This window comes from Rothia nasimurium (genome assembly GCF_928381705.1).
In the GTDB taxonomy this organism is placed as follows: domain Bacteria; phylum Actinomycetota; class Actinomycetes; order Actinomycetales; family Micrococcaceae; genus Rothia; species Rothia nasimurium_G.
Genome location: NZ_CAKMSR010000004.1, coordinates 180,715 through 202,529 on the forward strand (window position 1 = coordinate 180,715; position 21,815 = coordinate 202,529).

Annotated in this window: 15 protein-coding genes, 3 tRNA genes and 1 pseudogene; 13 read left to right on the top strand and 6 right to left on the bottom strand. The window is 60.7% G+C overall.

From position 1 onward, the window contains the following. Window positions 1-32: 32 nt before the first annotated feature. Window positions 33-1,100 (bottom strand): hypothetical protein, encoded by a 1,068-nt coding sequence (locus tag L6762_RS05185; protein WP_237185905.1) that lies wholly within the window; start codon window positions 1,098-1,100, stop codon window positions 33-35. 114 nt (window positions 1,101-1,214) lie between these two features. On the opposite strand from L6762_RS05185, the gene L6762_RS05190 reads away from it, so the two are divergent. Continuing rightward, complete coding sequence (locus L6762_RS05190; RefSeq protein WP_237185906.1) at window positions 1,215-2,135, top strand: hypothetical protein; 921 nt, start codon at window positions 1,215-1,217, stop codon at window positions 2,133-2,135. Between the two features lie 50 nt (window positions 2,136-2,185). On the opposite strand, the gene L6762_RS05195 is transcribed toward L6762_RS05190, so the two are convergent. The 4 genes and pseudogenes from L6762_RS05195 to L6762_RS05210 form a co-directional block, all read right to left on the bottom strand. Then, window positions 2,186-4,780 carry an ABC transporter permease gene (locus L6762_RS05195; protein WP_237185907.1) on the bottom strand — a complete coding sequence of 865 codons (2,595 nt, stop codon included), beginning with the start codon at window positions 4,778-4,780 and terminating at the stop codon, window positions 2,186-2,188. Between the two features lies 1 nt (window position 4,781). Continuing rightward, window positions 4,782-5,532, bottom strand: a pseudogene (locus L6762_RS05200) (ABC transporter ATP-binding protein). Window positions 5,533-5,629: 97 nt separating this feature from the next. Beyond that, window positions 5,630-6,256: a response regulator transcription factor gene (locus L6762_RS05205; RefSeq protein ID WP_237185945.1), complete on the bottom strand. Its 627-nt coding sequence runs from the start codon at window positions 6,254-6,256 to the stop codon at window positions 5,630-5,632. A gap of 112 nt (window positions 6,257-6,368) precedes the next feature. Continuing rightward, window positions 6,369-7,616 (bottom strand): sensor histidine kinase, encoded by a 1,248-nt coding sequence (locus L6762_RS05210; protein WP_237185908.1) that lies wholly within the window; start codon window positions 7,614-7,616, stop codon window positions 6,369-6,371. Window positions 7,617-7,739: 123 nt separating this feature from the next. Here L6762_RS05210 and thrC point away from each other — a divergent pair, with 123 nt between their 5' ends. The 5 genes from thrC to L6762_RS05235 all read left to right on the top strand — a co-directional run bounded on the left by thrC (window position 7,740) and on the right by L6762_RS05235 (window position 12,928). Then, window positions 7,740-9,167 carry a threonine synthase gene (thrC, locus tag L6762_RS05215; RefSeq protein ID WP_237185909.1) on the top strand — a complete coding sequence of 476 codons (1,428 nt, stop codon included), beginning with the start codon at window positions 7,740-7,742 and terminating at the stop codon, window positions 9,165-9,167. 3 nt (window positions 9,168-9,170) lie between these two features. After that, window positions 9,171-10,211 carry an acyltransferase family protein gene (locus tag L6762_RS05220; protein WP_237185910.1) on the top strand — a complete coding sequence of 347 codons (1,041 nt, stop codon included), beginning with the start codon at window positions 9,171-9,173 and terminating at the stop codon, window positions 10,209-10,211. Window positions 10,212-10,243: 32 nt separating this feature from the next. Further along, entirely contained in the window at window positions 10,244-10,594 is a 351-nt protein-coding gene (locus L6762_RS05225) for a hypothetical protein (RefSeq protein ID WP_237185911.1), read from the top strand. A 65-nt stretch (window positions 10,595-10,659) separates the two neighbouring features. After that, window positions 10,660-11,718, top strand: coding sequence for a 3-isopropylmalate dehydrogenase (locus L6762_RS05230; protein ID WP_237185912.1), 1,059 nt, complete (start codon window positions 10,660-10,662; stop codon window positions 11,716-11,718). 112 nt (window positions 11,719-11,830) lie between these two features. Next, entirely contained in the window at window positions 11,831-12,928 is a 1,098-nt protein-coding gene (locus L6762_RS05235; protein ID WP_237185913.1) for a branched-chain amino acid aminotransferase, read from the top strand. 86 nt (window positions 12,929-13,014) lie between these two features. Here the strand turns inward: L6762_RS05235 and L6762_RS05240 are convergent, their stop codons facing one another. Then, window positions 13,015-14,697, bottom strand: a complete 1,683-nt coding sequence (locus L6762_RS05240; RefSeq protein WP_237185914.1) for an ABC-F family ATP-binding cassette domain-containing protein — start codon at window positions 14,695-14,697, stop codon at window positions 13,015-13,017. Window positions 14,698-14,968: 271 nt separating this feature from the next. On the opposite strand from L6762_RS05240, the gene L6762_RS05245 reads away from it, so the two are divergent. From L6762_RS05245 to L6762_RS05275, 7 genes are all read left to right on the top strand, one after another. After that, window positions 14,969-15,745, top strand: coding sequence for a fumarylacetoacetate hydrolase family protein (locus tag L6762_RS05245; RefSeq protein ID WP_237185915.1), 777 nt, complete (start codon window positions 14,969-14,971; stop codon window positions 15,743-15,745). Between the two features lie 96 nt (window positions 15,746-15,841). Then, window positions 15,842-17,356, top strand: coding sequence for a glutamate--tRNA ligase (gene gltX, locus L6762_RS05250; protein ID WP_237185916.1), 1,515 nt, complete (start codon window positions 15,842-15,844; stop codon window positions 17,354-17,356). A 309-nt stretch (window positions 17,357-17,665) separates the two neighbouring features. Further along, window positions 17,666-17,737, top strand: a tRNA-Gln gene (locus L6762_RS05255). A 25-nt stretch (window positions 17,738-17,762) separates the two neighbouring features. Beyond that, window positions 17,763-17,835 (top strand) — tRNA-Glu (locus L6762_RS05260). Window positions 17,836-18,079: 244 nt separating this feature from the next. Further along, window positions 18,080-18,152, top strand: a tRNA-Glu gene (locus L6762_RS05265). 108 nt (window positions 18,153-18,260) lie between these two features. Further along, window positions 18,261-20,054, top strand: a complete 1,794-nt coding sequence (locus L6762_RS05270) for a dynamin family protein (RefSeq protein WP_237185917.1) — start codon at window positions 18,261-18,263, stop codon at window positions 20,052-20,054. A gap of 15 nt (window positions 20,055-20,069) precedes the next feature. Next, entirely contained in the window at window positions 20,070-21,785 is a 1,716-nt protein-coding gene (locus tag L6762_RS05275; protein WP_237185918.1) for a dynamin family protein, read from the top strand. The last annotated feature ends 30 nt before the right edge of the window (window positions 21,786-21,815 follow it).

A 21,815-nucleotide genomic window follows, 5' to 3' on the forward strand; every position in this document is an offset into this window, starting at 1 on the left:
GGCCGCGTCCTTATTCCTAAAAATCTTTAGGGCTAAAACCAGCCGAGCTCAGTGACCTTGTAGTAAATCATCTGCGACAGGGCAACGTAGCCCCAGCCGTTCAGATGCAGGCCATCAGATGAGTATAGTGACGGGGGAATCTGCCCAGCATCATAGGCTTTACGGTCTTCATCTGAAGACCAAACCCCCGAGCCAGCTAGGGCACCGTAGCGCAGCCAAGACTCCTGGGTAGTTTCGCGCAGATAGGTTTCGGGGTTCATGAACTTAGCCCCGTAGATGCTTGCGGCCCACTTATTATAGGCTTTGACCTTCTTGACACGGTTAGAGTCCAGGGCATCACCCTTTGACGCGAAGTGGCCCATTACGATCGTGCGCTCCGGTGCTACGTCAAAGCAACGCTGGGTGTCTTGAGTGATGCGGTCGTAGTCGCTGATGTTATTACGGCCGATTTGGAGCACATGGTAGGAAGAGCGACTAATCATCTCCTGGTAGGAGTAGAACCAGGCAGCCTCAGTATTGGCGGGAGCATAGATTTCTTCACCGGGAACAACGCGGGTGAAGGTGTAGGTCCCCTCTGCTGTCCCTGCCTCGAGCACACCCGCTACACCGCCAACGTAGCCGGGTGCATAGGCACTTGCACCCCATGCGACATAGGTGGCATCAGAAAGAGTGATATTTACTGTTCCGCTGGCCGGTATGCGGTCATTGGGGAAAGAGAGCTTATAGATGTTGTTGGGTACGCCTCTGCGGGCAGCGATCATGGTTGAGGTTTCGCCACCACGGCCAAATTCTAGAACCGGGGCTGAAAGGTAGCTGCTGAGTAGAGCTTCCATACTCGCGTTAAAACCTGCCGGTACGCCCTGTTCCGCCTGAGCACCTTCAAAAGATGAACTACCCCACAGGGCCAGGGAGGGGCCGGTAACGGTGGGGTAGGAGAAATCTGAGGGGAAGACGCTGGCGGTTGCGTCCGCTGCGTGGGCGGTAGGGTTGATGGCTGCGGTTCCTGCTGCGGTGGCAACACCGGCCACACCTGTGAGCGCGGCAAAGCGCATGAGGCCACGGCGGCTGGTCTGAAGTCCTTGCTGGTCAAGGGAGGTCATTACGTTATTAGTCTGCTTTCTGTGACGAGGTCGTCGTGGTTTCATGTGGGGGTTGTGGTGATGCTGCTTATTCATAGTAGTTAGAATTGAGGTTGATTATCTAGGGAGGACGCCGTGTCATTACTTACGAACCGCTGTGTGAAGGGGATGGCCTTGCTTGGCTGCTTCACAGCTTTGGGACTGGCTGGTTGTACTTCACAGCCCCAGAACTTTGATGAGTTGACCGCCGAGACCGCCAAGACCGAGCACATTGACAGTTTGCAGTCCTGGATTTTCCCGCCAGCTGAGGCTGAGTCTGCCCGCCGGGCTTTTGTGGAGCGCTGCGTGGCTGAGACCGGTGGTAACTACCAGGAGCCTGAGGCTGGGTTGACCTTGGACTCTGCGGTCTACACGGGCCGAACCACCGAGGAATTGAAAGCCTCGGGTTACGGTCAGTTACCTGCCACTGAGGGCCGGGCTACCGCTAGCTTTGACCAGGCGGGGCTGGACGCCTACCTGGGTAAGGGCGGCGAGCCCTTTACCGTGACTTTCATGGAGTATTCCAGCGGTGAGCTCAACTCAGCTGGATGCATGGCTCAGAGCTACGAGTACATCTACGGATCTGTTGAGAACGGCGTGAAGGCTGCTCTGCTGGCCCCAGAATTCGCCCAGGCTATTGAGACTAGCCTGCGGTCCGATGAAAATTATCTGGCTCTGCAGGAGTCCTGGGCGACCTGCATGAAGAACGCGGGGTTTGGTCAGGCTTCGAGCACCGATCAGGCTGCCTATAGCTCTAGTTTGCTGGGTGCCGATAACGCGGAGAAGATGCTACAGTTCGACATCTCCTGCCGTGAGAGCATCTCTTTTGACTCTTCTATCACCGATCTGAAGAATTCCTATTATGAGGCTGTTTACCAGCGTCTTGAGCAGTTCTCTGAAGATCTGGAAGCTACTCACGCAACCGCCCTTGAACGGGTTGAGGTCGATAAAGCAGACCCCAAGAATACCTCGCCGGTGACGGTCCCCACTCCCACCGCTAGCCCCAGCGCTAGCTAAGGCGGGGCGGGCGTCCGGCCCCTGAGAGAAGCGGACGCCCGCCTACCCGGCTAGTTCACCTCCTGTAGGGCGGCAACCGGTGGTATGCGGGAGGCTGACCTGGCCGGGAAAAAGACCGTGGCCCAGGCCAGGGCAAGGCCACCTGCGATAACCGCTAGGTAGTGCCAGGGCTGCACGCTGTAAACCAGGGTGAAATTGTTGACAGCAAAAACCTGGAGCAGGAGTAGGGCGGTAGCAAGACCGGCTCCAGCACCCCAGATGAGGGCGAAGACAGCCAATAGCAGGGTTTCGTAGCTGACGGCAGCCTGCAATCGACGGCTAGAGAGGCCGTTGACGCGAAGTAGGGCGTAGGACCTGCGCCGCTGCTGGGTGCTCAGTAACTGGGTGTTGGCAAGTCCCACGAGCGAGACCAGCAGTGAGGCTGATAGGAGCCCCAGAACGACCCAGAGAACTGAGCGCATATCATCCTGTAAGCGGGCTTTTTCGGTTTCTACGCCCGAAAGTTCACCCGCATCGAGGCCGGTGATTTCGGCGATGGGGTTGAGTACCGAGAAGCGGTCACTCCAGCTAATATCTGGATCAAGATTAGCCTGGAGCAGGCCAGCCTCGGTGTTCTCTCCGGTGGGGTCTACTAGGTCCGTGCCGCTGATGAGGGTGCCGTTCTGCGTGGTGATGAGGAAGCCACGCAGCGTATCGGGGGTGATGCTGACGGTGAGTTCTACAGCGTCACGGGTTCCTTCGATGTAGAGCTGCTGGCCCTCCTGTACCCCGAAGGAGTCTGCGTAGCCCTGGCTCAGCAGCACCGTCTGCTCGGTCAGCTTTTGGCCGGTTTGTTCACCGTGCAGGCGGGTGAGTGTTTCGGGGTCTACGGAGTAGACCGTTGTGCTGAATCGGCTATCGGACGAAGTCAGCACACTACCCTGGGGCAGGGCCACAAGGGCAGCATCTACACCGTCGAGCTGGGAGACCTGGCGCTGTATCTCATGCAGGCGGGCAATCTCCGGCTCTGCAAGCACCGCTTCAACGTCGTAGGGGTAGTTGCGGTCTAGTTCTGCCATGAAGCTCTGCTGCATGGTGGAATAACCGGTGAGGGCTGCGCTGACGAAGGCGGCACAGATGAAGACCATGCGGATGGTTACCGAGGCGGACGCCCGGGACTGGGTGATGTTGCTGTGGGCCAGGGCCGCGGTGGAGTAGGGGCGGGCAAAGACCCGGAGCAGGGCGATGCCCGGCGCTACCAGTAGGGGAGCTGCCACCACGAAGGTAAGGGCTGCCAGAACCGTAGCCAGCATGATGAGACCCGCATGGCTCTCCTGAAGCCCGGCTAGGACGCAGGCTGCTGTAGCCAGGGTGAGTACAAGGCAGAGGCCGATATAAGCCCAGGTGTTCCTAGTGCGGGGAGCGTTCGGAAGGTCCTGGTAGCCCCTGAGCGCTGCTACCGGTGGTATGGCTCGGGTGGCCCAAACCGGTTTGAGCACGGCTAAGAGAGTGATGAGCGTACAGACCAGCATGGCCAGGATACCCGCTAGGGGGTTAAAGGTGATGCGGCCACTTTCGTTGAAAACTAGAGCGGCAAGGTAGGCGGTGATGATACCTGCGAGGGAGGAGAGCGCGCCGAGAGCCGCTGCCTCAACCAGGAGCATGCGCACCACCGCTAGGCGGGTAGCGCCCAGGGTGCGGAGCAGGGCCAGTTCACGGGAGCGGGCTGCCGCATGCACCTTGTAGGTGCTGGCGATGATGAAGGAGCTCATAAGGAGCGAGAGAGCCCCAAAGCCGAAAAGAATAGAGAGCAGGGCAGTGTAGCTGCCCATTCCCTTGCCGACGTCGTTTCTAATCTGTTCCTCAACCGACGAGACGGTAAGGCCGGGAGAGTTGGTAAGAGTCTGCTTGAGCTCCATTAAGGACGTGGAGGTGGGGTCTTTGAGCTTCAGAAGAACCTGCTCGTAGATGCCGTCGGGGGTGTTACCCCAATAGGCGTGGCTGCGTTCAATGTAGTTTGCTACACCGTTACCCGGTGTAAAGACCATATCTGGTCCCGCTCTGTAGCCTGTGGGGCGTTCGTAGATACCGGTGACGGTGTAGGCCGCCTGGGGGAGGGGCTCTGCCAGGTCGGTTTGCTCGGTTACGGTAGAAAGATCATCGAGGACGACCGCTCCGCCCACCCCTACAGAGAGAGCTTCTGCTGCCCGGTCGGTAATCACTATCTGATGGGTGGACGCTGGTAGGCTGCCCTCTTTCAGGGGGTAGGGGAAGAAGGCATCGGTTGGCATATCGGCTTGAACGATGCTGTAGGTGCTCTCTGCCTGCTCTCCTTCAGCCGGTGTATGGATAACGGAGTAGGTAGAGGCCACTGCCCAGGCAGATTCAACTGCGGGAAGACTCAGTACCCGGTCGGCCTGCTCCTTGCTGAGAAGGAAGTCGGTGGCGCCCCCTTGAGTGAATTTGTTGGTGGTTTCAACAACGGCATCGGCGGTGGAGTACTTCTGGCCTGCTGTCTGTCTCACCTCGTCATAGAAGGTGGTATTAATCAGTAGCACAGCGGTGAGAAAGAAGGCTGAAATCGCGATGCCGATAGAGGTGAGGGCAAAACGCAGGCGGTGCTTGCCCAGGTTAGAGAAAGCGACGGTACTTAGGGTGGTAGCCATCTTAATCACCTAGCCTTGCCAGGGCTGAGAGCACACTGGTCTGGGTGGGGGCTTCGAGACCACCGGCTAGCTGGCCGTCCTTGAGCAAGAGCACCCGATCAGCGTAAGAGGCCGCGAGCGGGTCATGGGTCACCATCAAAATGGTCTGCCCCTGTTCCCTGCTGGCCTGCTGCAGGAGCCCCAGCACCTCGGTACTGGTCGCCGAGTCGAGGGCGCCGGTGGGTTCGTCCGCAAAAATGACGGCCGGGCGCGGGAGCAGGGCCCGGGCGATAGCCACCCGCTGCTGCTGCCCACCGGAGAGCTGCGAAGGCAGGTGCTTGAGGCGGTCCTCAAGGCCCAGGGTACGTACCAGCTCATCGTGCCAGATGGTATCAACCGCCATCTTGGCCAGCCCCAGGGGAAGCTCCATATTCTGGGCCGCTGTGAGCGTGGGAATCAGATTGAAGGCCTGAAAAATAAAGCCGATATTACGGGCCCGGAACTCAGCTAGGGCGGCATCCTTGAGCCCCGTCAGCTCCACGCCCTTGACCTGTACGGACGTCTGTTCCCCGGGGTCGGGGGCATCGAGAGTTGCCAGGGTGTGCAGCAGGGTTGACTTGCCGGAGCCAGAGGGGCCCATGATGGCCGTGAACTTGCCCCGCTCAAAATCAATGGAAATGTTGCGCAGGGCGTGCACGGGGGGACTCGCCCGCGTAGGTTTTAGAAAGATGCCGGGCAGAAACAGCGATAGGAATAGTGTGTGAGGTGCTCATATACCCAGTATGGCAAGACAGTGGGGTAGGGCACATCGCACCCGGGAGTGATGTGAAAGGGGTGAGCCTCATACCTAGGTATGAAAACCTCTCCAGGTTAAACCAGCCCTGCCTCGTAGGCGATAATCACTGCCTGCACCCGGTCGCGGGCTTCGAGCTTAGCCAAAATGTGCGAGACGTGGGTTTTGACGGTTGCCTCAGACACGAAGAGCTGCTGGGCCATCTCCCCGTTCGACAGCCCCTGGGCAATGAGCAGGAACAGCTCGCGTTCGCGGTTGGTGAGGCTGGCAATTTTATCGGCGTGTTTCTGGGGCGTCCGCTGGGGTGAGGCTCCGCCTGCCAGATGGGGGATCATCTGTTCTAGAAGCCGCTTGGTGGCGCTGGGGGCAATGACGGCATCCCCGCGCTGCACCGTCCTGATGGCGCCCAGAAGCTCCTCGGGTGGGGCGTCCTTGAGTAAAAAGCCGCTGGCTCCGCGCTGGACGGCAGCGTACACGTAGTCGTCGATGTCGAAGGTGGTCAGCATGACGACTTTGACCTCGGGGTGGGCTGCGATGATAGCGCCGGTAGCTTCAATGCCGTCGAGTACCGGCATACGGACGTCCATGAGCACGACGTCCGGACCCTGTCCCTGGGCCTGGCACGCGGCAACCTGCTCGATAGCCTGCTGGCCGTCCCCGGCTTGGGCTACCACCAGCATATCGGCCTGGGAGCCAATCAGCATAGCTAGGCCAGACCGCACCAGTTGCTGGTCATCTACAAGAAGAACTCTAATCACGGTTTTACTCTATCGCTCCTGGTCATCATTGGTTGGCTGGTCCTTAATTTAAGCGGGTCTAGGGCACAAAGGGAATCTGGGCAAAAACCCTAAAAGACCCGTCGGCTAGGCGGCCGTAGTGCAGGGTGCCGTGGTACATATCGACACGTTCGCGCATACCCAGCAGTCCGCGGCGGGCACCGGGCAGGGGCTGGGTGGGCTCGGCCTGGGGCAGGTTGGTGATGTCGATATCCAGGGTCTGCTTACCCTCGCTAATGGTGACGGTCACCAGGGGAGTGCCTGGGCAGTGCTTGGCCACGTTGGTCAGGGCCTCTTGCACAATACGGTAGATGGTCAGGTCGGCGCCCTGCGGTAGTTTCTCCTCAACCCCCGATACCGTGCTAAAGCGCACCGGTATACCCAGTTTCTGGGTTTGCTCAATGAGCTGGGGGACGTTGTGCAGGGCCGGGAGGGGCTCAACGGTGGTACCCTCATCGGTGCGCAGAACCCCCAGCAGGGTACGCATCTGTTGCAGGGACGACCTCGCCGCCTCAGAAATCGTGCCCAGGGCGGCTAGCTCCACGGGTTCATTCTGCGCGGACGCCCCCGCCCCGCTCCCAGCCTGCTGGGCAGCGGCAGCGTAGCGGGCGCCGTCCGCCTGGGCAATGATGACAGACAGCGAATGAGCCACGATATCATGCATTTCCCGGGCAATGCGGGCCCGCTCATCGAGGGCGGCAAGGGCCCGTTCCTGCTCCCGCTCGTGCTCTAACTGGCGGTTCCGCTCAATTAGGGCCCGGTGGCGGTTCTCGCGAAGCCGCCGGGAGTCGCCAAAGAACCAGGCAATCGTGACAATCGCCGCGCAGATAAAAGCAGCGGTTAGGGCGGTGGCGTAGAACTCGAAGGAACTGGGGTCATAGACCAGAAAGGGGCGGGCGAAAACAAACCCACCGACGACTGAAGCTAAGAGAGCTGCGACAAAAATTCCAATACGCACCGGCTTCGAAAAATACCGCACCAGGTGGTAAACCATCACCGGGGCAGCCCACCAGGAACCCACCGCCGGGTACTGGGCGGGTATGGTAACCAGCAGCGATACCACCACCAGAACCACCACCAGAACCGGCCGGGAATACCTGAAATAGAGACTCGACGTAGCAACCAGCCAGGCCGCTATATAAACCAGCGCCCAGGTGCCCTCCACCATGGCAAGACCAAAGGCAAGCGTTATCACCAGGGTCAGTATCTGCCCCAGGGCAACAGCAAGCGCATTGACCAGCTTCTTCCGGCGCTGGGTAGTAGCCAGTTCTATCTGTAGGGTATCCACCCTCCTAAGTCTAAAAGCCGCCCCGGCCCCGGGAAGGCGGCGGCGGGCGTCCGCACCCTAAATTCATACCGCAGTATGAGCGCCTAGCACCACCGGCCGGGCAGTTTCGGTAGGCTTATACCCATGCAGTACATCTCAACCCGCGACACCACCCGCACCCCAGCTAAGTTCACCGATATTCTGCTCGGTGGCCTTGCCCCCGACGGCGGCCTCTACCTGCCCGAAACCTACCCCACCCTCGACGATGCCACTCTGACCCGCTGGCGTGCTGTGCTTGCTGAGGAAGGCTACGCAGCCCTGGCCGCAGAAGTACTGCAGCTCTTCATCGACGATATTCCGGCTGAAGACATCAAGGCTATGACCGCCCGGGCCTACTCCTACCCCAAGTTCGCCTCAGAAGAGATCGTTCCGGTGACCGAACTGGAACCCGGCATCCTGATCGGCCACCTGTCTGAGGGCCCCACCGCCGCCTTCAAGGACATGGCCATGCAGCTGCTGGGTGAGCTCTTCGAATACGAGCTGGGCCGCCGCGGCGAAACCCTCAACATTGTGGGCGCCACCTCGGGCGATACCGGCTCATCTGCCGAATACGCTATGCGCGGCCGCCCCGGCATCAAGGTTTTCATGCTCACCCCCGCCGGGCGCATGACCCCCTTCCAGCAGGCCCAGATGTTCGGCCTGGACGACGAAAACATCTTCAATGTTGCCCTCGACGGCGTCTTTGATGACTGCCAGGATGTGGTCAAGGCTATTTCTGCTGACGCCGCTTTTAAGGCTGATAAGCGCATTGGTGCGGTGAACTCCATCAACTGGGCCCGCCTGATGGCTCAGATTGTGTACTATGTTTCATCCTGGATTCGCGCTACCGAAAGCAACGACCAGCAGGTTTCCTTCTGCGTGCCCACCGGTAACTTCGGTGATATCTGCGCCGGCCATATCGCCCGCCAGATGGGCCTGCCCATTGACCGTCTGATTGTTGCCACCAACGAGAACGACGTGCTCGACGAATTCTTCCGCACCGGCGACTACCGGGTGCGTTCTTCGGCTGATACCTACGAGACGTCCAGCCCCTCCATGGATATCTCCCGGGCCTCAAACTTTGAGCGCTTTGTCTTTGATCTGCTGGGCCGGGACGCCGAGCGCACCGCTGACCTCTTTGGTCTCAAGGTGCGCCAGGGTGGATTCTCCCTGACCGATGACCCGGCCTTTGCCGAAGCTGCTGAGCGCTACGGTTTTGCCTCTGGCCGTTCAACCCACGCCGACCGCGTCGCCACCATTCGTAATGCCCACGAGCGCCTGGGTGTGCTGCTTGACCCCCACACCGCGGACGGCGTCAAGGTAGCCCGCGACTGGGCTGAGAAGGTTGATACCCCCATCATCTGCCTAGAAACCGCTATGCCTGTTAAATTCGCTGAAACTATCCTCGAAGCAACCGGCGCTGAGCCTGCCATCCCCGAGCGCTTTGCCGGCATCATGGAAGCCGACCGCCACGTGATTGACCTGCCCAACGAGGTTGAGGCGGTCAAGGAACTGATTCTTAAGGAGGTCTAGCGTATGATGAGCTCTCAGCAAAAAACTTCTGCCCCTTCCTTACACCATTCCTCAGGGGCGCAGTACTGGCCGCAGCTTGATGGCATGCGAACAATTGCGGTTTTACTGGTCATACTCGGTCACGCATGGACACGCCACTTTTACGGTGCAACTGTGGGGGTTGGCTTATTTTTCGCACTTTCTGGATTTCTCATTACGGGACTTCTGCTCAATGAGCGTGAAAAATATGGGTCAATTAACCTAATTAAATTCTCTGGTCGCAGGTTGTTGCGACTTGTACCTGCACTCATTCTTATGCTTGTAGTAACTGTGCCCCTACTGACCCCTCCAGTAGCTGAAATTTTTTCAGCCCTTCTGTATTATTCAAACTGGGTGCGTGTTTCAGGCAATGACATGGGCGCTTATGGTCATCTTTGGTCCTTGGCTGTCGAAGAGCAATTCTATCTCTTTTGGCCCTTGTTGCTTGTTGCTGCCTACGCCTTTAAGAAGGTCAAGGGAGTGGCAGTAACCGCCCTTGTGCTTATTGCTGGATCAACGGCTATCAAATTTATCTATGCTTCTTCTGAAGATCGTATATATAACGGTCTAGATGCTCGTATGGATAATCTTCTAGTAGGTGCACTACTGGCGATTGCCTACCGCTACTGGCCTGAAACCGTTAAAGGCTGGAGTAGGATTCTTGCCATACCAGGGCTTATAATCATCGGATTTATGACCTTTGCACCGCAATTTGTGGCAATGCCTGTTGAGCTGACTTTAATTACCTGGGGTTCTGTTATGGTTGTGGCTTTGCTTGCCTGCGGTGAAATTTCGTGGATTAACTCTTTCATGTCATGGAAGCCCTTAGTTTGGTTTGGTGCTATCTCCTACGGGGTATACCTCTGGCATTATCCGATTCAATTTCTATGGCTGACTCAAGGAATCGGATATTCCTTGAGGTTCCCGCTGGTGCTCGTAACGACAACAATTATCGCCTGGCTTTCCTATAAGTTCGTTGAACGGCCGCTGTCGAAGGCCCTACGACCTTATGTGTCTGTTCACTAGCAGCAGTTTTCTTAATTTCTTATGATGTGGCTATGAAACAAGAAAAAGAGTTCTTTGCTGCGGTATTACGCCTGGCCAAGCCCCACACCCCAAGCGACCGTGAACCGAATACAACAGAACGTGAGGCAGCAATTGCTGCCCTTGAAGAAGCTCAGATAGTGCAGGCCTGCGACTGCGGCACCTGCCTCACCTACAACCTGCTTTACCAGGGCGAGCCCATCAATCAGGACCTGCCCCGCACCTACCTGGCTGCAAACACCAAGGACGGGGATGCGCTCGTCCTCGCCCATCTGGTAGGGGATAAACTCGCTACCCTCGAAGTAGCCCCCACCGGTAACAAACCGGTAGAGGTGCTGCCGGCTATCGGCGACCTTACACCCTAAACCAATATATGAAACCATCAGTCAAAATATGGGCAAAGCTGCGCTCGCAGGACTAGCCTTAAACCATGACTGAAAACAGCTCCATCAACCTGGCCGTCATCCCCGGCGACGGCATTGGCCCCGAAGTAGTAGCCCAAGCCCACCGCGTCCTCACCCGCGCAGCCGAACTCGACAACATCACTGTCACCTCCACCGAATACCCCCTCGGTGCAGAGCACTGGCTCGCCACCGGTCAGACCCTCACCGAAGAGACCAAGACCGCACTCGCCCAGCACGACGCCATCCTCTTTGGCGCTGTGGGGGCCGACCCGCGCTCGTCCGCTGTGCCCAGCGGCCTGATCGAACGAGAAATCCTGCTCAACCTGCGCTTCTCCTTCGACCACTACATCAACCTGCGCCCCTCCCGCCTCTTCCCCGGCGCTGTTTCACCCCTGAGCAACCCCGGCGACATTGACTTTGTAGTCGTACGTGAAGGTACCGAAGGCCCCTACGCCGGTAACGGCGGTGTACTGCGCGCCGGTACCGACGCTGAAATCGCCACCGAAGTGTCGGTCAACACCGCCTACGGCATCGAACGCCTGGTGCGCTACGCCTTCGAGCTGGCCGCCAGCCGCGAGAAGAAAAAGCTGACCCTCATCCACAAGACCAACGTGCTGGTCAACGCTGGTGCCCTCTACAACCGCATCTTCACCAAGGTCGCCGAAGAATACCCCCAGGTCACCACCGACTACCTGCACATTGACGCAGCCACCATCTTCTTCACCACCGACCCCGCCCGCTTCGATGTGATCGTCACCGATAACCTCTTTGGCGACATCCTCACCGACCAGGCAGGTGCTATTACCGGCGGCATAGGCTACGCAGCCTGCGGCAATATCAACGCCGACGGCACCTACCCCTCCATGTTTGAGCCCGTCCATGGATCTGCCCCCGACATTGCCGGGCAGAACAAGGCCAACCCGACCGCAACCGTCCTGGCCGCTGCTATGCTCCTGCGCCACCTAGGCTACGAGGCTTCAGCCGCCCGAATCGAGCAGGCCGTTGAAGCTGACCTGGCCGCCAACCCCGGCGCAACCCGCGCCACCGACGAAATCGGCGACGCAATCCTCGCCCAACTGGGCTAAGCCCCCTGACCCCACCGAAACCCGGTGGGGTCTTGCGTAAGCTAGCTAACAGAGCGAAAGACCCTGGGGTACCCTAGATAAGAGACCCCACGACACAGTTTGAAGGATGAGCATGTCACTCGAATTCACCATCAACCGCAACCCCAACCCCGCCAGCGCCGAACGACGCGCCGAGATCCTCGCCGACCCCGGCTTCGGCAACTACTTCACCGACCACATGGTGCGCATCGACTGGCGCGGCACCCACACCGACGGCGGCGAATGGACCAACGCCCAGGTTCTGCCCTACGGCCCCCTGAGCCTGGACCCTGCGGCGTCCGTCTTCCACTACGGCCAGGAAATCTTCGAGGGTATCAAGGCCTACCGCCAGGCAGACGGGTCCATCACCACCTTCCGTCCTGAAGAGAACGCCTCCCGTCTGAATAAGTCAGCAGACCGCCTGGTGCTGCCCAACCTGCCCGAAGAACTCTTTGTTGAAGCCATCCGCCAGCTGGTCACCATCGATGCCGACTGGGTGCCTAACGGTGACGGTGAATCCCTCTACCTGCGCCCCTTCATGATTGCCACCGAGGCTTTCTTGGGCATCCGCCCGGCCCACGAGGTTTCTTTCTTCATCATTGCGTCCCCTGCCGGTAACTACTTCGGCACCCCCAAGCCCGTTGATATCTGGCTTTCCACCACCTATGCCCGCGCTGGTGTGGGCGGCACCGGCGAGGCCAAGTGCGGCGGCAACTACGCGGCTTCTCTGGCTGCCCAGCTGGAGGGCGAGGCCCAGGGCTGCAAGCAGGTCATCTTCAAGGACCCCAACCGCGATGACGCCATTGAAGAGCTGGGCGGCATGAACGTTTTCTTTGTCTACAAGGACGGACGCATCGTCACCCCCGAGCTGACCGGCACGATTCTGCGCGGTGTGACCCGTAAGTCCATTATCAAGCTGGCTGAGGACCGCGGCCACACCGTTGAGGAACGCAAGATTACCCTGAGCGAGTGGCGAGAGGGCGTAGCTTCTGGCGAGATCACCGAGATTTTTGCCTGCGGTACCGCTGCCGTCATTACCCCCGTGGGTAAGCTCAAGGCCGCTGACTTTGAGATCCCCTCGGCTTCTGGCGCGGACGGCGGCGAGGTCACCATGGCCCTACGCGAAGAGCTGGTAGGCATTCAGACCGGTAAGGTCGAGGACCGCCTGGGCTGGAACGTGAAGCTGGTCTAGTCTTTCTTCTGGTAGGTACCACCTAAATCAGAAAAACCCACCAACTAGGTGGGTTTTTCTGATTTAAATGGTCTTTTCTAGTTGTTCTAGGGCAAGGTCAGGACGCCCGTCAGGCCCAGTTGCGCGCAGAAGGCTTCGTCATGGCTGACCACCAGGAGCGCACCCTCATAGGAGGCTAACGTCTGCACCAGCCAGTCCACCGAGGCCATATCGAGGTTGTTGGTGGGTTCGTCGAGAATCAGCAGCTGCGGTGCCGGGCTGGCTAAAAGGACGGTTGCCAGGGCCACGCGGAAACATTCGCCACCGGAGAGAACACCCACGGGCAGGTGCACCCGTTCCCGGCGGAAGAGCAGCCGGGCCAGATCATCGCGGATTTGTTGCTCGGTGAGCGCCGGATTAGCTGTCGCCACTAGCTCTAACATGCTCTGCTCCTGGGGGAGTGTCAGTCGCTGGGGCAGGTAACCGGTATTGGCTACCCGGTGGTTGCAGGTGTACTGGGCGGTTTCAGCAGCCTGAGAATCACCCATGATGGCCCTCAGCAGAGTGCTCTTACCCGACCCGTTAGACCCGGCTAGCCGCAGGCGCTCTGGGCCCTGGACAATCAGCCGCTCAGGCAGGGGAGGAGTAGCAGCCGCCCCGTCGCCCGCCTGCTCCTGCTCACCCTGGTGGGGATGGGCGTCCGCACAGGTACCCTGCCGCAGGGTTAGCTCCAGCACCCGCTTACCTGCTGGCACCCGGGTGCCGGGCAAGTCAAGGTAGATGGCCTGGTCCTCGCGGATATCCCGCTCCCGGGCCTTCCGGGTTGCAGTAGCAGCGTCAAGTCTGCCCTGGTGTGTCTGCCGAACCTTAGCGGCTGACCGCTGGGCTGAGGAAGCAGCCAGCCCCATCGACATGCGCGAGCCCCGCCGGTTAGCCTGGGCGGTCGCCCCAGCCCGGGCCGCGCGGGCCAGCTTGGTTTCTGCCTCGATGCGCTCCCGCTTTTCCTGCTGCTCAACCTGCTTGGCCTCGCGCAGGTGGCGGGCGGCGGCGTCCTGCTCGCTGTCGATGGCCTGCCGGTAGGCGCTGTAGTTACCGGTGAAAGAGCGCAGGGTTCCCTGCCTGAGTTCCAGCACTTCATCAACCCGCTCTAGCAGGTCGCGGTCGTGGCTGACCACGAGCACCGGGCAAGGCAGGCTGTCTAGGAGCCGGTAGAGGGTGGCGCGGGCGTCGGCGTCGAGGTTGTTGGTGGGCTCATCGAGCAGCAGGACGCCTGGGCGTGAGGCAACCAGCGCCGTGAGGGCTGCGGTGACGGCCTCGCCACCCGAAAGCGTGCCGACGGTTCGCCGCATGAGGGCGCGGGCGTCGGTAGCGGCTAGGGCAGGGGAGAAGCCGGACGCGGCCAGGGCAGCCTGGGCTTGCTCGGCGGCATCCCAGTTATCACCGATCCGGTCGTAGAGCTCTTCGGAGTAGTCGCCGGCTTCTAGCGCGGTGAGGGCGTCGAGGATGTCGGTGATAGCGAAGAGGTCGGCGATGGTGGTCTGCGGGGTGAGCCCTAAATCCTGGGGCAGATAGGCGACGGTGCTAGGTCGGGTAATACTGCCGCTCGTTGGTTCTAGCGTGCCTGCCAGAATCTTGAGCAGGGTTGATTTGCCGGAGCCGTTATCGCCAATGAGGGCTGTAACCGGGGCACTGACAGCGCCGGTGAGGTTTTCAAAGCAGGGGGTGCCGTCGGGCCAGATCAGGCTGAGGCTGTTAAAAGAAAGGTGGGGTTCAGATACGGAAATAGGCATGTGGGTGCGATCCATTCAGCGTCAAAGAGATGAGGTGCTGAAAACCGCGGTGAGGGGTTTCAGCGTGGTCTAGAGAGCCGCTGAAAAATCCACTGGGGGAGCCTTCCGTAGGGAACAAGAACTGGTGATTACTGTAGGACAGCGGGACGGACGATGTCAACCTATAGAGGTAGGTACCATCTAAGTCAAAAAAGACCACGAACCAGGTGGTCATTTTTGATTTACCTGGTACCTTCTGGGGCGGGGGAGGCGAGTCCGGTAGTCTAGAACCATGCGCATTGCCCGATTTACTGTAGACGATACCCTGCACTTTGGCCTGGTTGAAGGTGAGCCCGGCGAGGAGACCATCACTGTCCTCTCCGGCGACCCCTTCTACACCGGCATCAACCCAACCGATAAGCGATATCCCATCGCCGACGTCCGCCTGCTTGCCCCCATCATCCCCCGCTCCAAGGTTATTGGTGTGGCCCGCAACTGGCGCGACCACGCGTCCGAACTGGGCAACGAAACCCCCACCACCCCCCAGTTCTTCTTCAAGCCCAACACTTCCGTCATCGGCCCTGGCGACCCCATCGCCCTGCCCGAATGGTCAGATAACGTCTCCTTCGAAGGTGAGCTTGCCGTCGTCATCGGCCGCATCGCTAAGTCTGTGCCCCTGGACCGCGTGCCCGAAGTTATTTACGGCTTCACCGTCGCCAACGACCTGACCGCCCGCGACGCCCAAAAAACCGACATCCAGTGGGCCCGCGCCAAAGGCTTCGACGGCGCCTGCCCCCTCGGCCCCTGGATCGAAACCGACCTGGACACCGACGACCTCACCATCCAAACCTGGGTTGACGGCGACCTCAAGCAGGACGGCACCACCGCCGACATGGTCTTCTCCGTTGCCGAACTTGTCGCCGCCGCCAGTGAATACTTCACCCTGCTGCCCGGCGACGTGATTCTCACCGGTACCCCCGCAGGGGTAGGACGCCTGAGCGCAGGTAACGAGGTCGAGATTGAGGTTGAGGGCATCGGCTCCCTGATCAATACCGTCCGCGCGGAGTAAACTACCGCCCTCAGCAAAGTTCCGCGCTGAAGAAAAGCGGCGAGTAAACTAGAACCCACCACCAGCTTTCAAGAAGAAAGGGATGTGCCAACATCCATGAGTGATTACGCTCTGAAACTTAACGACCCCAGCGAAACCCGCGTCCGCTTCTGCCCCTCACCCACCGGCACCCCGCACGTCGGCATGGTGCGCACCGCCCTCTTCAACTGGGCCTACGCCAAGCACACCGGCGGCACCATGGTCTTCCGTATTGAAGACACCGACGCTGCCCGCGACTCCGAAGAATCCTTCAACCAGGTGCTCGAATCCCTGCAGTGGCTGGGCATCAACTGGGACGAAGGCGTCGGTATCGGCGGCCCCCACGAGCCCTACCGCCAGTCAGAACGTATGGACATCTACGCTGAGGTAGTAGAGAAGCTCAAGGCCGGCGGCTTCGTTTACGAAGACTTCTCAACCCCCGAAGAAGTTGAAGAGCGCCACAAGGCCAAGGGCGAAGACCCCAAGCTGGGCTACGACAACTTTGACCGCGACCTGACCGAAGAGCAGAAGGCCGCCTACCGGGCCGAGGGTCGCCAGCCCGTCCTGCGCCTGCGCATGCCCGATGAGGACATCACCTTCCACGACCTGGTGCGCGGCGACATCACCTTCAAGGCCGGTTCTGTACCCGACTTCGTGGTCGTCCGCGCCAACGGCAAGCCCCTCTACACCCTGGTCAATCCCGTGGACGACGCCCTGATGGGCATCACCCACGTGCTGCGCGGTGAAGACCTGCTGTCATCGACCCCCCGCCAGATCGCCCTCTATCGGGCCCTGGTTGAGGTGGGCGTCACCAGCTTCATCCCCGAATTCGGCCACCTGCCCTACGTCATGGGCCAGGGCAACAAGAAGCTCTCCAAGCGCGACCCCGAATCCAGCCTCTACAACCTGCTGGATGCCGGTTTCATCAAGGAGGGCCTGCTCAACTACCTCTCCCTGCTGGGCTGGTCCCTCTCCCACGACGAAGACATCTTCACCATGGACCAGATGGTGGCTGCCTTCGACATCAAGGACGTGCTGGCCAACCCCGCCCGCTTTGACGTCAAGAAGGCTGAGGCCATCAACGGCACCCACATCCGCCTGCTTCAGGCAGAGGACTTCCGCAACCGCCTGGTTCCCTTCCTGCACAAGGCTGAATTGGTCTCAGCCGAGAGCTTTGAGCAGCTGACCGAGCGCGAGCAGACTATTCTGACTGAGGCCGCACCCCTGGTACAGGAGCGCATGCAGCTTCTGGGTGAGGCCCCCGGCCTGCTGGGCTTCCTCTTCACCGCCGACGAGAACATCGAGGTTGCTGAGGACGCCGCCAAGCAGCTCAAGGAGTCAGCACCGGCAGTTCTCGACGCGGCTATCACCGCTGTTGAGGGCCTGACCGATTTCACCGCCGCCACCATCGAAGCTGCCCTGCGCGAAGCTATCGTCGACGGTCTTGAGATCAAGCCCCGCCTGGCCTTCGGCCCGGTGCGCACCGCCATGAGCGGCCAGCGCATCTCCCCGCCGCTCTTCGAGTCCATGGAGATTCTGGGCAAGGATTCCTCTCTTGCCCGCCTGAAGAAGCTCCGCGCTTCGCTGGCCTAAAAAATTTCGAGGTTTAGCTCACGCACCGCCCCGTGACCCCGCCTAGTGGGGGAGCGGGGTGGTGCTTTTTATAAGACCTAGGAAGATGGAAAAGTGGGGAAGTAGGACGCCCGCAGCGGCTTTTTCAGGAATTTTTACAAAAATTTTGGGGTCAAAAACCGCTAGAAATAAGGGTAAACGCGGGGTGAACTACTTGAGTGTGAGCCAGCTCTACAGATTTCAAGTTGCACGCCCTCAAAAGCTCGTATAGAGTTATTACTTGTTGCGGCGATGAATTCCGAAAGGAAAACAAGCCGGAGCAAATAATAATGGGATATGGTGTAATTGGCAACACTACGGTTTCTGGTACCGTCATTCTAGGTTCGAGTCCTGGTATCCCAGCGAACATCTTGATTCAAGATGTTACGGCCCCATCGTATAGCGGCCTAGTACTCCGCCCTCTCACGGCGGCAACACCGGTTCAAATCCGGTTGGGGTCACAGGCTAAAATCCCTCGCTTCTGTTGAAGCGGGGGATTTTTTCGTGTGTCTGAATGCAACATGTTGCGGTGGCCGCCAAATGTGGCAGCGCCATCGCCACATATGGCGGTAGGCGCCACATGTGCCCCGTGCGCCTGTGTTCTTAGAAATGGCACAGATTACACCCTTCCAGCTTGCGCGCGGGTAAACGGTGTGTGTATAGTTTTATCTGTTGCCGGAAACGGTAGCGACTCGAAAGAGTTTCGGCCCCATCGTATAGCGGCCTAGTACTCCGCCCTCTCACGGCGGCAACACCGGTTCAAATCCGGTTGGGGTCACAGGCTAAAAAGCTCCACATCCACTAGGATGTGGAGCTTTTCTTTTGCCCACAGCGTCATTGGCTACCAAGCCCCGCGTCTTTCGCTAAACATGCGAGAATAGGGTACGTGCACAACGAATCAATCACTCCCGCTCTCACCGCAGTTCGCGATGCCCGCAATACCCTCGCTGCGGCGTCCTTCCCCCTGGTCACCGGCTCAGCCGACGCAGCGCGCAAGGAGGCGCGTACCGCCGTCACCCAGCTCGATGACTACATCCTGCCTAAGCTGGCTACCCTCGACGCCCCGCTGACCGTCGTGGTGGGCGGCTCCACTGGCGCCGGCAAGTCCACCCTGGTGAACACCCTGATGGGGGAGCCCGTCACCCGCTCCGGCGCGATCCGACCCACCACCCGCCAGCCCGTCCTTCTGCACCGCCCCGAAGACGCTGACGCCTTCACCCCGGAGCGCATGCTGCCCCACCTGGTGCGAGTGCCGGTAGCCCCCGGCGAAGCCCTGCCCGGTGCTAACCCCCACAAGGGCCAGGATGAGCTGGTCACCGTACCCGTCGACTCCCTACCCGCCGGGATCGCCCTGATTGATGCCCCCGACTTTGACTCGGTCTCAGACGAGAACCGCCGCCTGGCTCAGCAGCTTTTGCGCGCTGCCGACCTCTGGCTCTTTGTCACCACCGCCAACCGCTACGCCGACGCCGTGCCCTGGGAGATTCTGCGCCAGGCCGCTGCCCGCGATATCACCATCGCCGTGGTGCTCAACCGCGTGCCTGAGGGCGCCGAAGACGAAATTGAAGCCGACCTCACCCGCATGCTGACCGAAGCGGGCATCACTCCCGCCCTGATTCACTCTGTGACCGAGCAGGAACGCGACGAACGCGGCCTGCTGCCCTCCGTCGCCCTTACCCCCCTGATTTTCTGGCTGCGCTCCCTGGGCGCTGACGTGGATGCCCGCTCCGATATCGCCCGCCGCACCCTAGAAGGCGCGGTGCGGGCGGTAGGGCAGCAGGCAGCTATTCTCGCCCAGGCTGCCGGTGAACAGCAGGACGCCGAAGCCCGCCTGCGTGCGGACGTCACCTCAGCCTTTGAGCGAGCCCTGGCCAACCTGAACGAGGCCACCCAGGACGGGCAGATGCTCCGTGGCGAGGTGCTGACCCGCTGGCAGGACTTTGTGGGTACCGGTGAATTCTTCCGCCAGGTAGAAACCACTATCGGCAAGGTGCGCGACCGCGTCGCCGGCTTCTTCAGAGGCACCCCGCCTACCCGCGCCGTAGAGGTGGAACAGGCCCTTGAAGTTGGCCTCCACTCGGTCATTATGGAAGAGGCTGCTGCCGCTGCCGAAACCGCCCAGCGCCGCTGGCTCGAAGACCGAGCCGGGCGCGCCCTTCTGGCCGGGGATGACCTGGCAGCCCTGGGCGAGAACTTCTCCGAAGAGGTCGCCGAGTCAATCCGAGCCTGGCAGCAGGACGTCATGGACATCATCGCTGCCGAAGGCGCCGGTAAACGCCAGCGGGCCCGTTTCATGTCGCTGGGCGTAAACGTCACCGCCGTGATTCTGATGGTGGCGGTCTTCTCCATGACCGGCGGCCTCACCGGCCTAGAAGTGGGTATCGCCGGCGGCTCGGGCGTAGTGGGCCAGAAACTGCTCGAAGCAATTTTTGGTGAGGACGCCGTCCGCCGCATGGCAGCCGGTGCCCGCACCCGCCTCGAAGAGCGTATGCGAGAGCTCCTTGTCAGCCAGCAAGAACGCTTTACCCAACGCCTGGATGAGGCAAGCGGCAGCAGCGATCCCGAAACCCCCTCAGCTGCCGACCTGACCGAAGCGGCCCAGATCCTGGCCCACGCGGGGGAGCAGCTGGCGTCCGCCTCCACCGCAGCCAACCCCGCACCCACTGCCGAGACCAAGTAAGCGAGAGTACCCACCGTGACCACCACAGATACAGCTTTCGCCACCACCGCCCTGGCTACCCGCCTGGACGCCCTCACCGAGGCACTTGACCTGGGCGAAGGGCGAGTAGCCCCCGAAACCCTTGAAGCCGCCCGCGCAACCCTGGGACGGGCAGCAGCCCGCCGGGAACTGTCTGCCGAGCACACCGTCATCGGCTTCTTCGGGGCCACCGGCTCGGGCAAGTCCACCCTCTTCAACGCGGTAGTCGGTAAAGACATCGCCAAGAGCGCAGCCCGCCGCCCCACCACCTCCACCGCCCAGGCCGCTATCTGGGGTAAGGAGGGGGCAGAACCCCTGCTGGACTGGCTGGGCGTAACCAGCCGCACCTACATGGACGAAGACCCCGCTCAGGCAGCAGAGGCTCTCAATCGCGCCGATGTGCCGGTGACCGTGGGCATGTGGAACAAAATCCGCCGTTCGGTGGGAGCTGGCAAGACCGAACAGGCCACCGGTGGGCTCGTGCTCCTTGACCTGCCTGACTTCGACTCGGTCGAGGCCTCCAACCGGGCAATCGTAGAGAAAATGGCCCAGTGCGTGGACGTGCTGGTCTGGGTCATGGACCCCCAAAAATACGCCGATGCCGTGATTCACCAGGACTTCATCCGGCCCTTAGCCGCCCACGGGGCAGTAACCCTGGCCGTGCTCAACCAGGTAGATAGGCTCGATGAAGCCGAGGTCCCGGCAGTGCTCGACTCCCTCAAGCTCCTGCTGGCCCAGGACGGGCTGAGCTCCACCCTGCTCGCTGACCCCCTGGGCGTCTCAGCCCGCACCGGCTACCAGATACCCCGCCTCCGCGAGATCCTCGGGCAGGTTGCCGTCGCCAAGAGCGCCGCGGTTGCCCGTCTCGAAGCCGACTTGGCGGGCGTCCGCTCAGACCTTGCTGCCCAGGACGGCGGGGGAGAGCCCGCCGGCATCACCGCCGCAGCAACCACCCGGCTCGAGGACGACTTCTACACCGCCTCGGGTGCAGAAGCCCTGGTCAAGGCCGCAGCGGATTCCTACAAGCTGCACGCGGCCTCGTCTACCGGCTGGATTGCAACCCGCTGGCTGCTCAAGATCAAACGCGACCCCCTCAAACGCCTGGGCCTGCACAAGGACCACGACGGGGCGCCTATCTCTAAGTCCTCCCTGCCGCCGCTAGGAGCTCCCCAGAAAGCGGCCCTCTCAACCTCCCTGCGCACCTTCGCCACGAGCGTCTCAGATGGCGTTGAAGAGCCCTGGAGCCACTCCATCAGGGCAGCAGCCAGAACCTTCGAGGGCCAGCTCCCCGGCGAAATCGAGCGCGCCGCAGCCACCGTGCACTACGACGCCCAGAAGAAGCGCTGGTGGTGGCACCTGCTCAACGCCCTGCAATGGATCGGGCTGGCAACAGCTCTTGTGGGCCTGCTCTGGCTCACTGGCCTGGCAGTGGCAGGCTACTTCCAGATTGTGCTGCCCGATCCACCCACCATCGAGGGCTTCCCCCTGCCCGTGCCCACCCTGTTCGTAGCCACCGGCATTTTACTGGGCATACTCACCGCGGCCCTAGGTCGAGGGCTAGCAGCAGTGGGACACCGCATCTACGCCAAGAACATCCGCCGCCAGCTCGAAACAAACCTGGCAGATGTGGCAGCCCGCTGCGTCACCGCCCCCGTACAGGACGAACTGGCCCGCCTCCAGGGCTACCGCCAGGCCCTGCACGAGGCCCGATAAAACGAAAACTCCCCGCCTACCGACACCGGT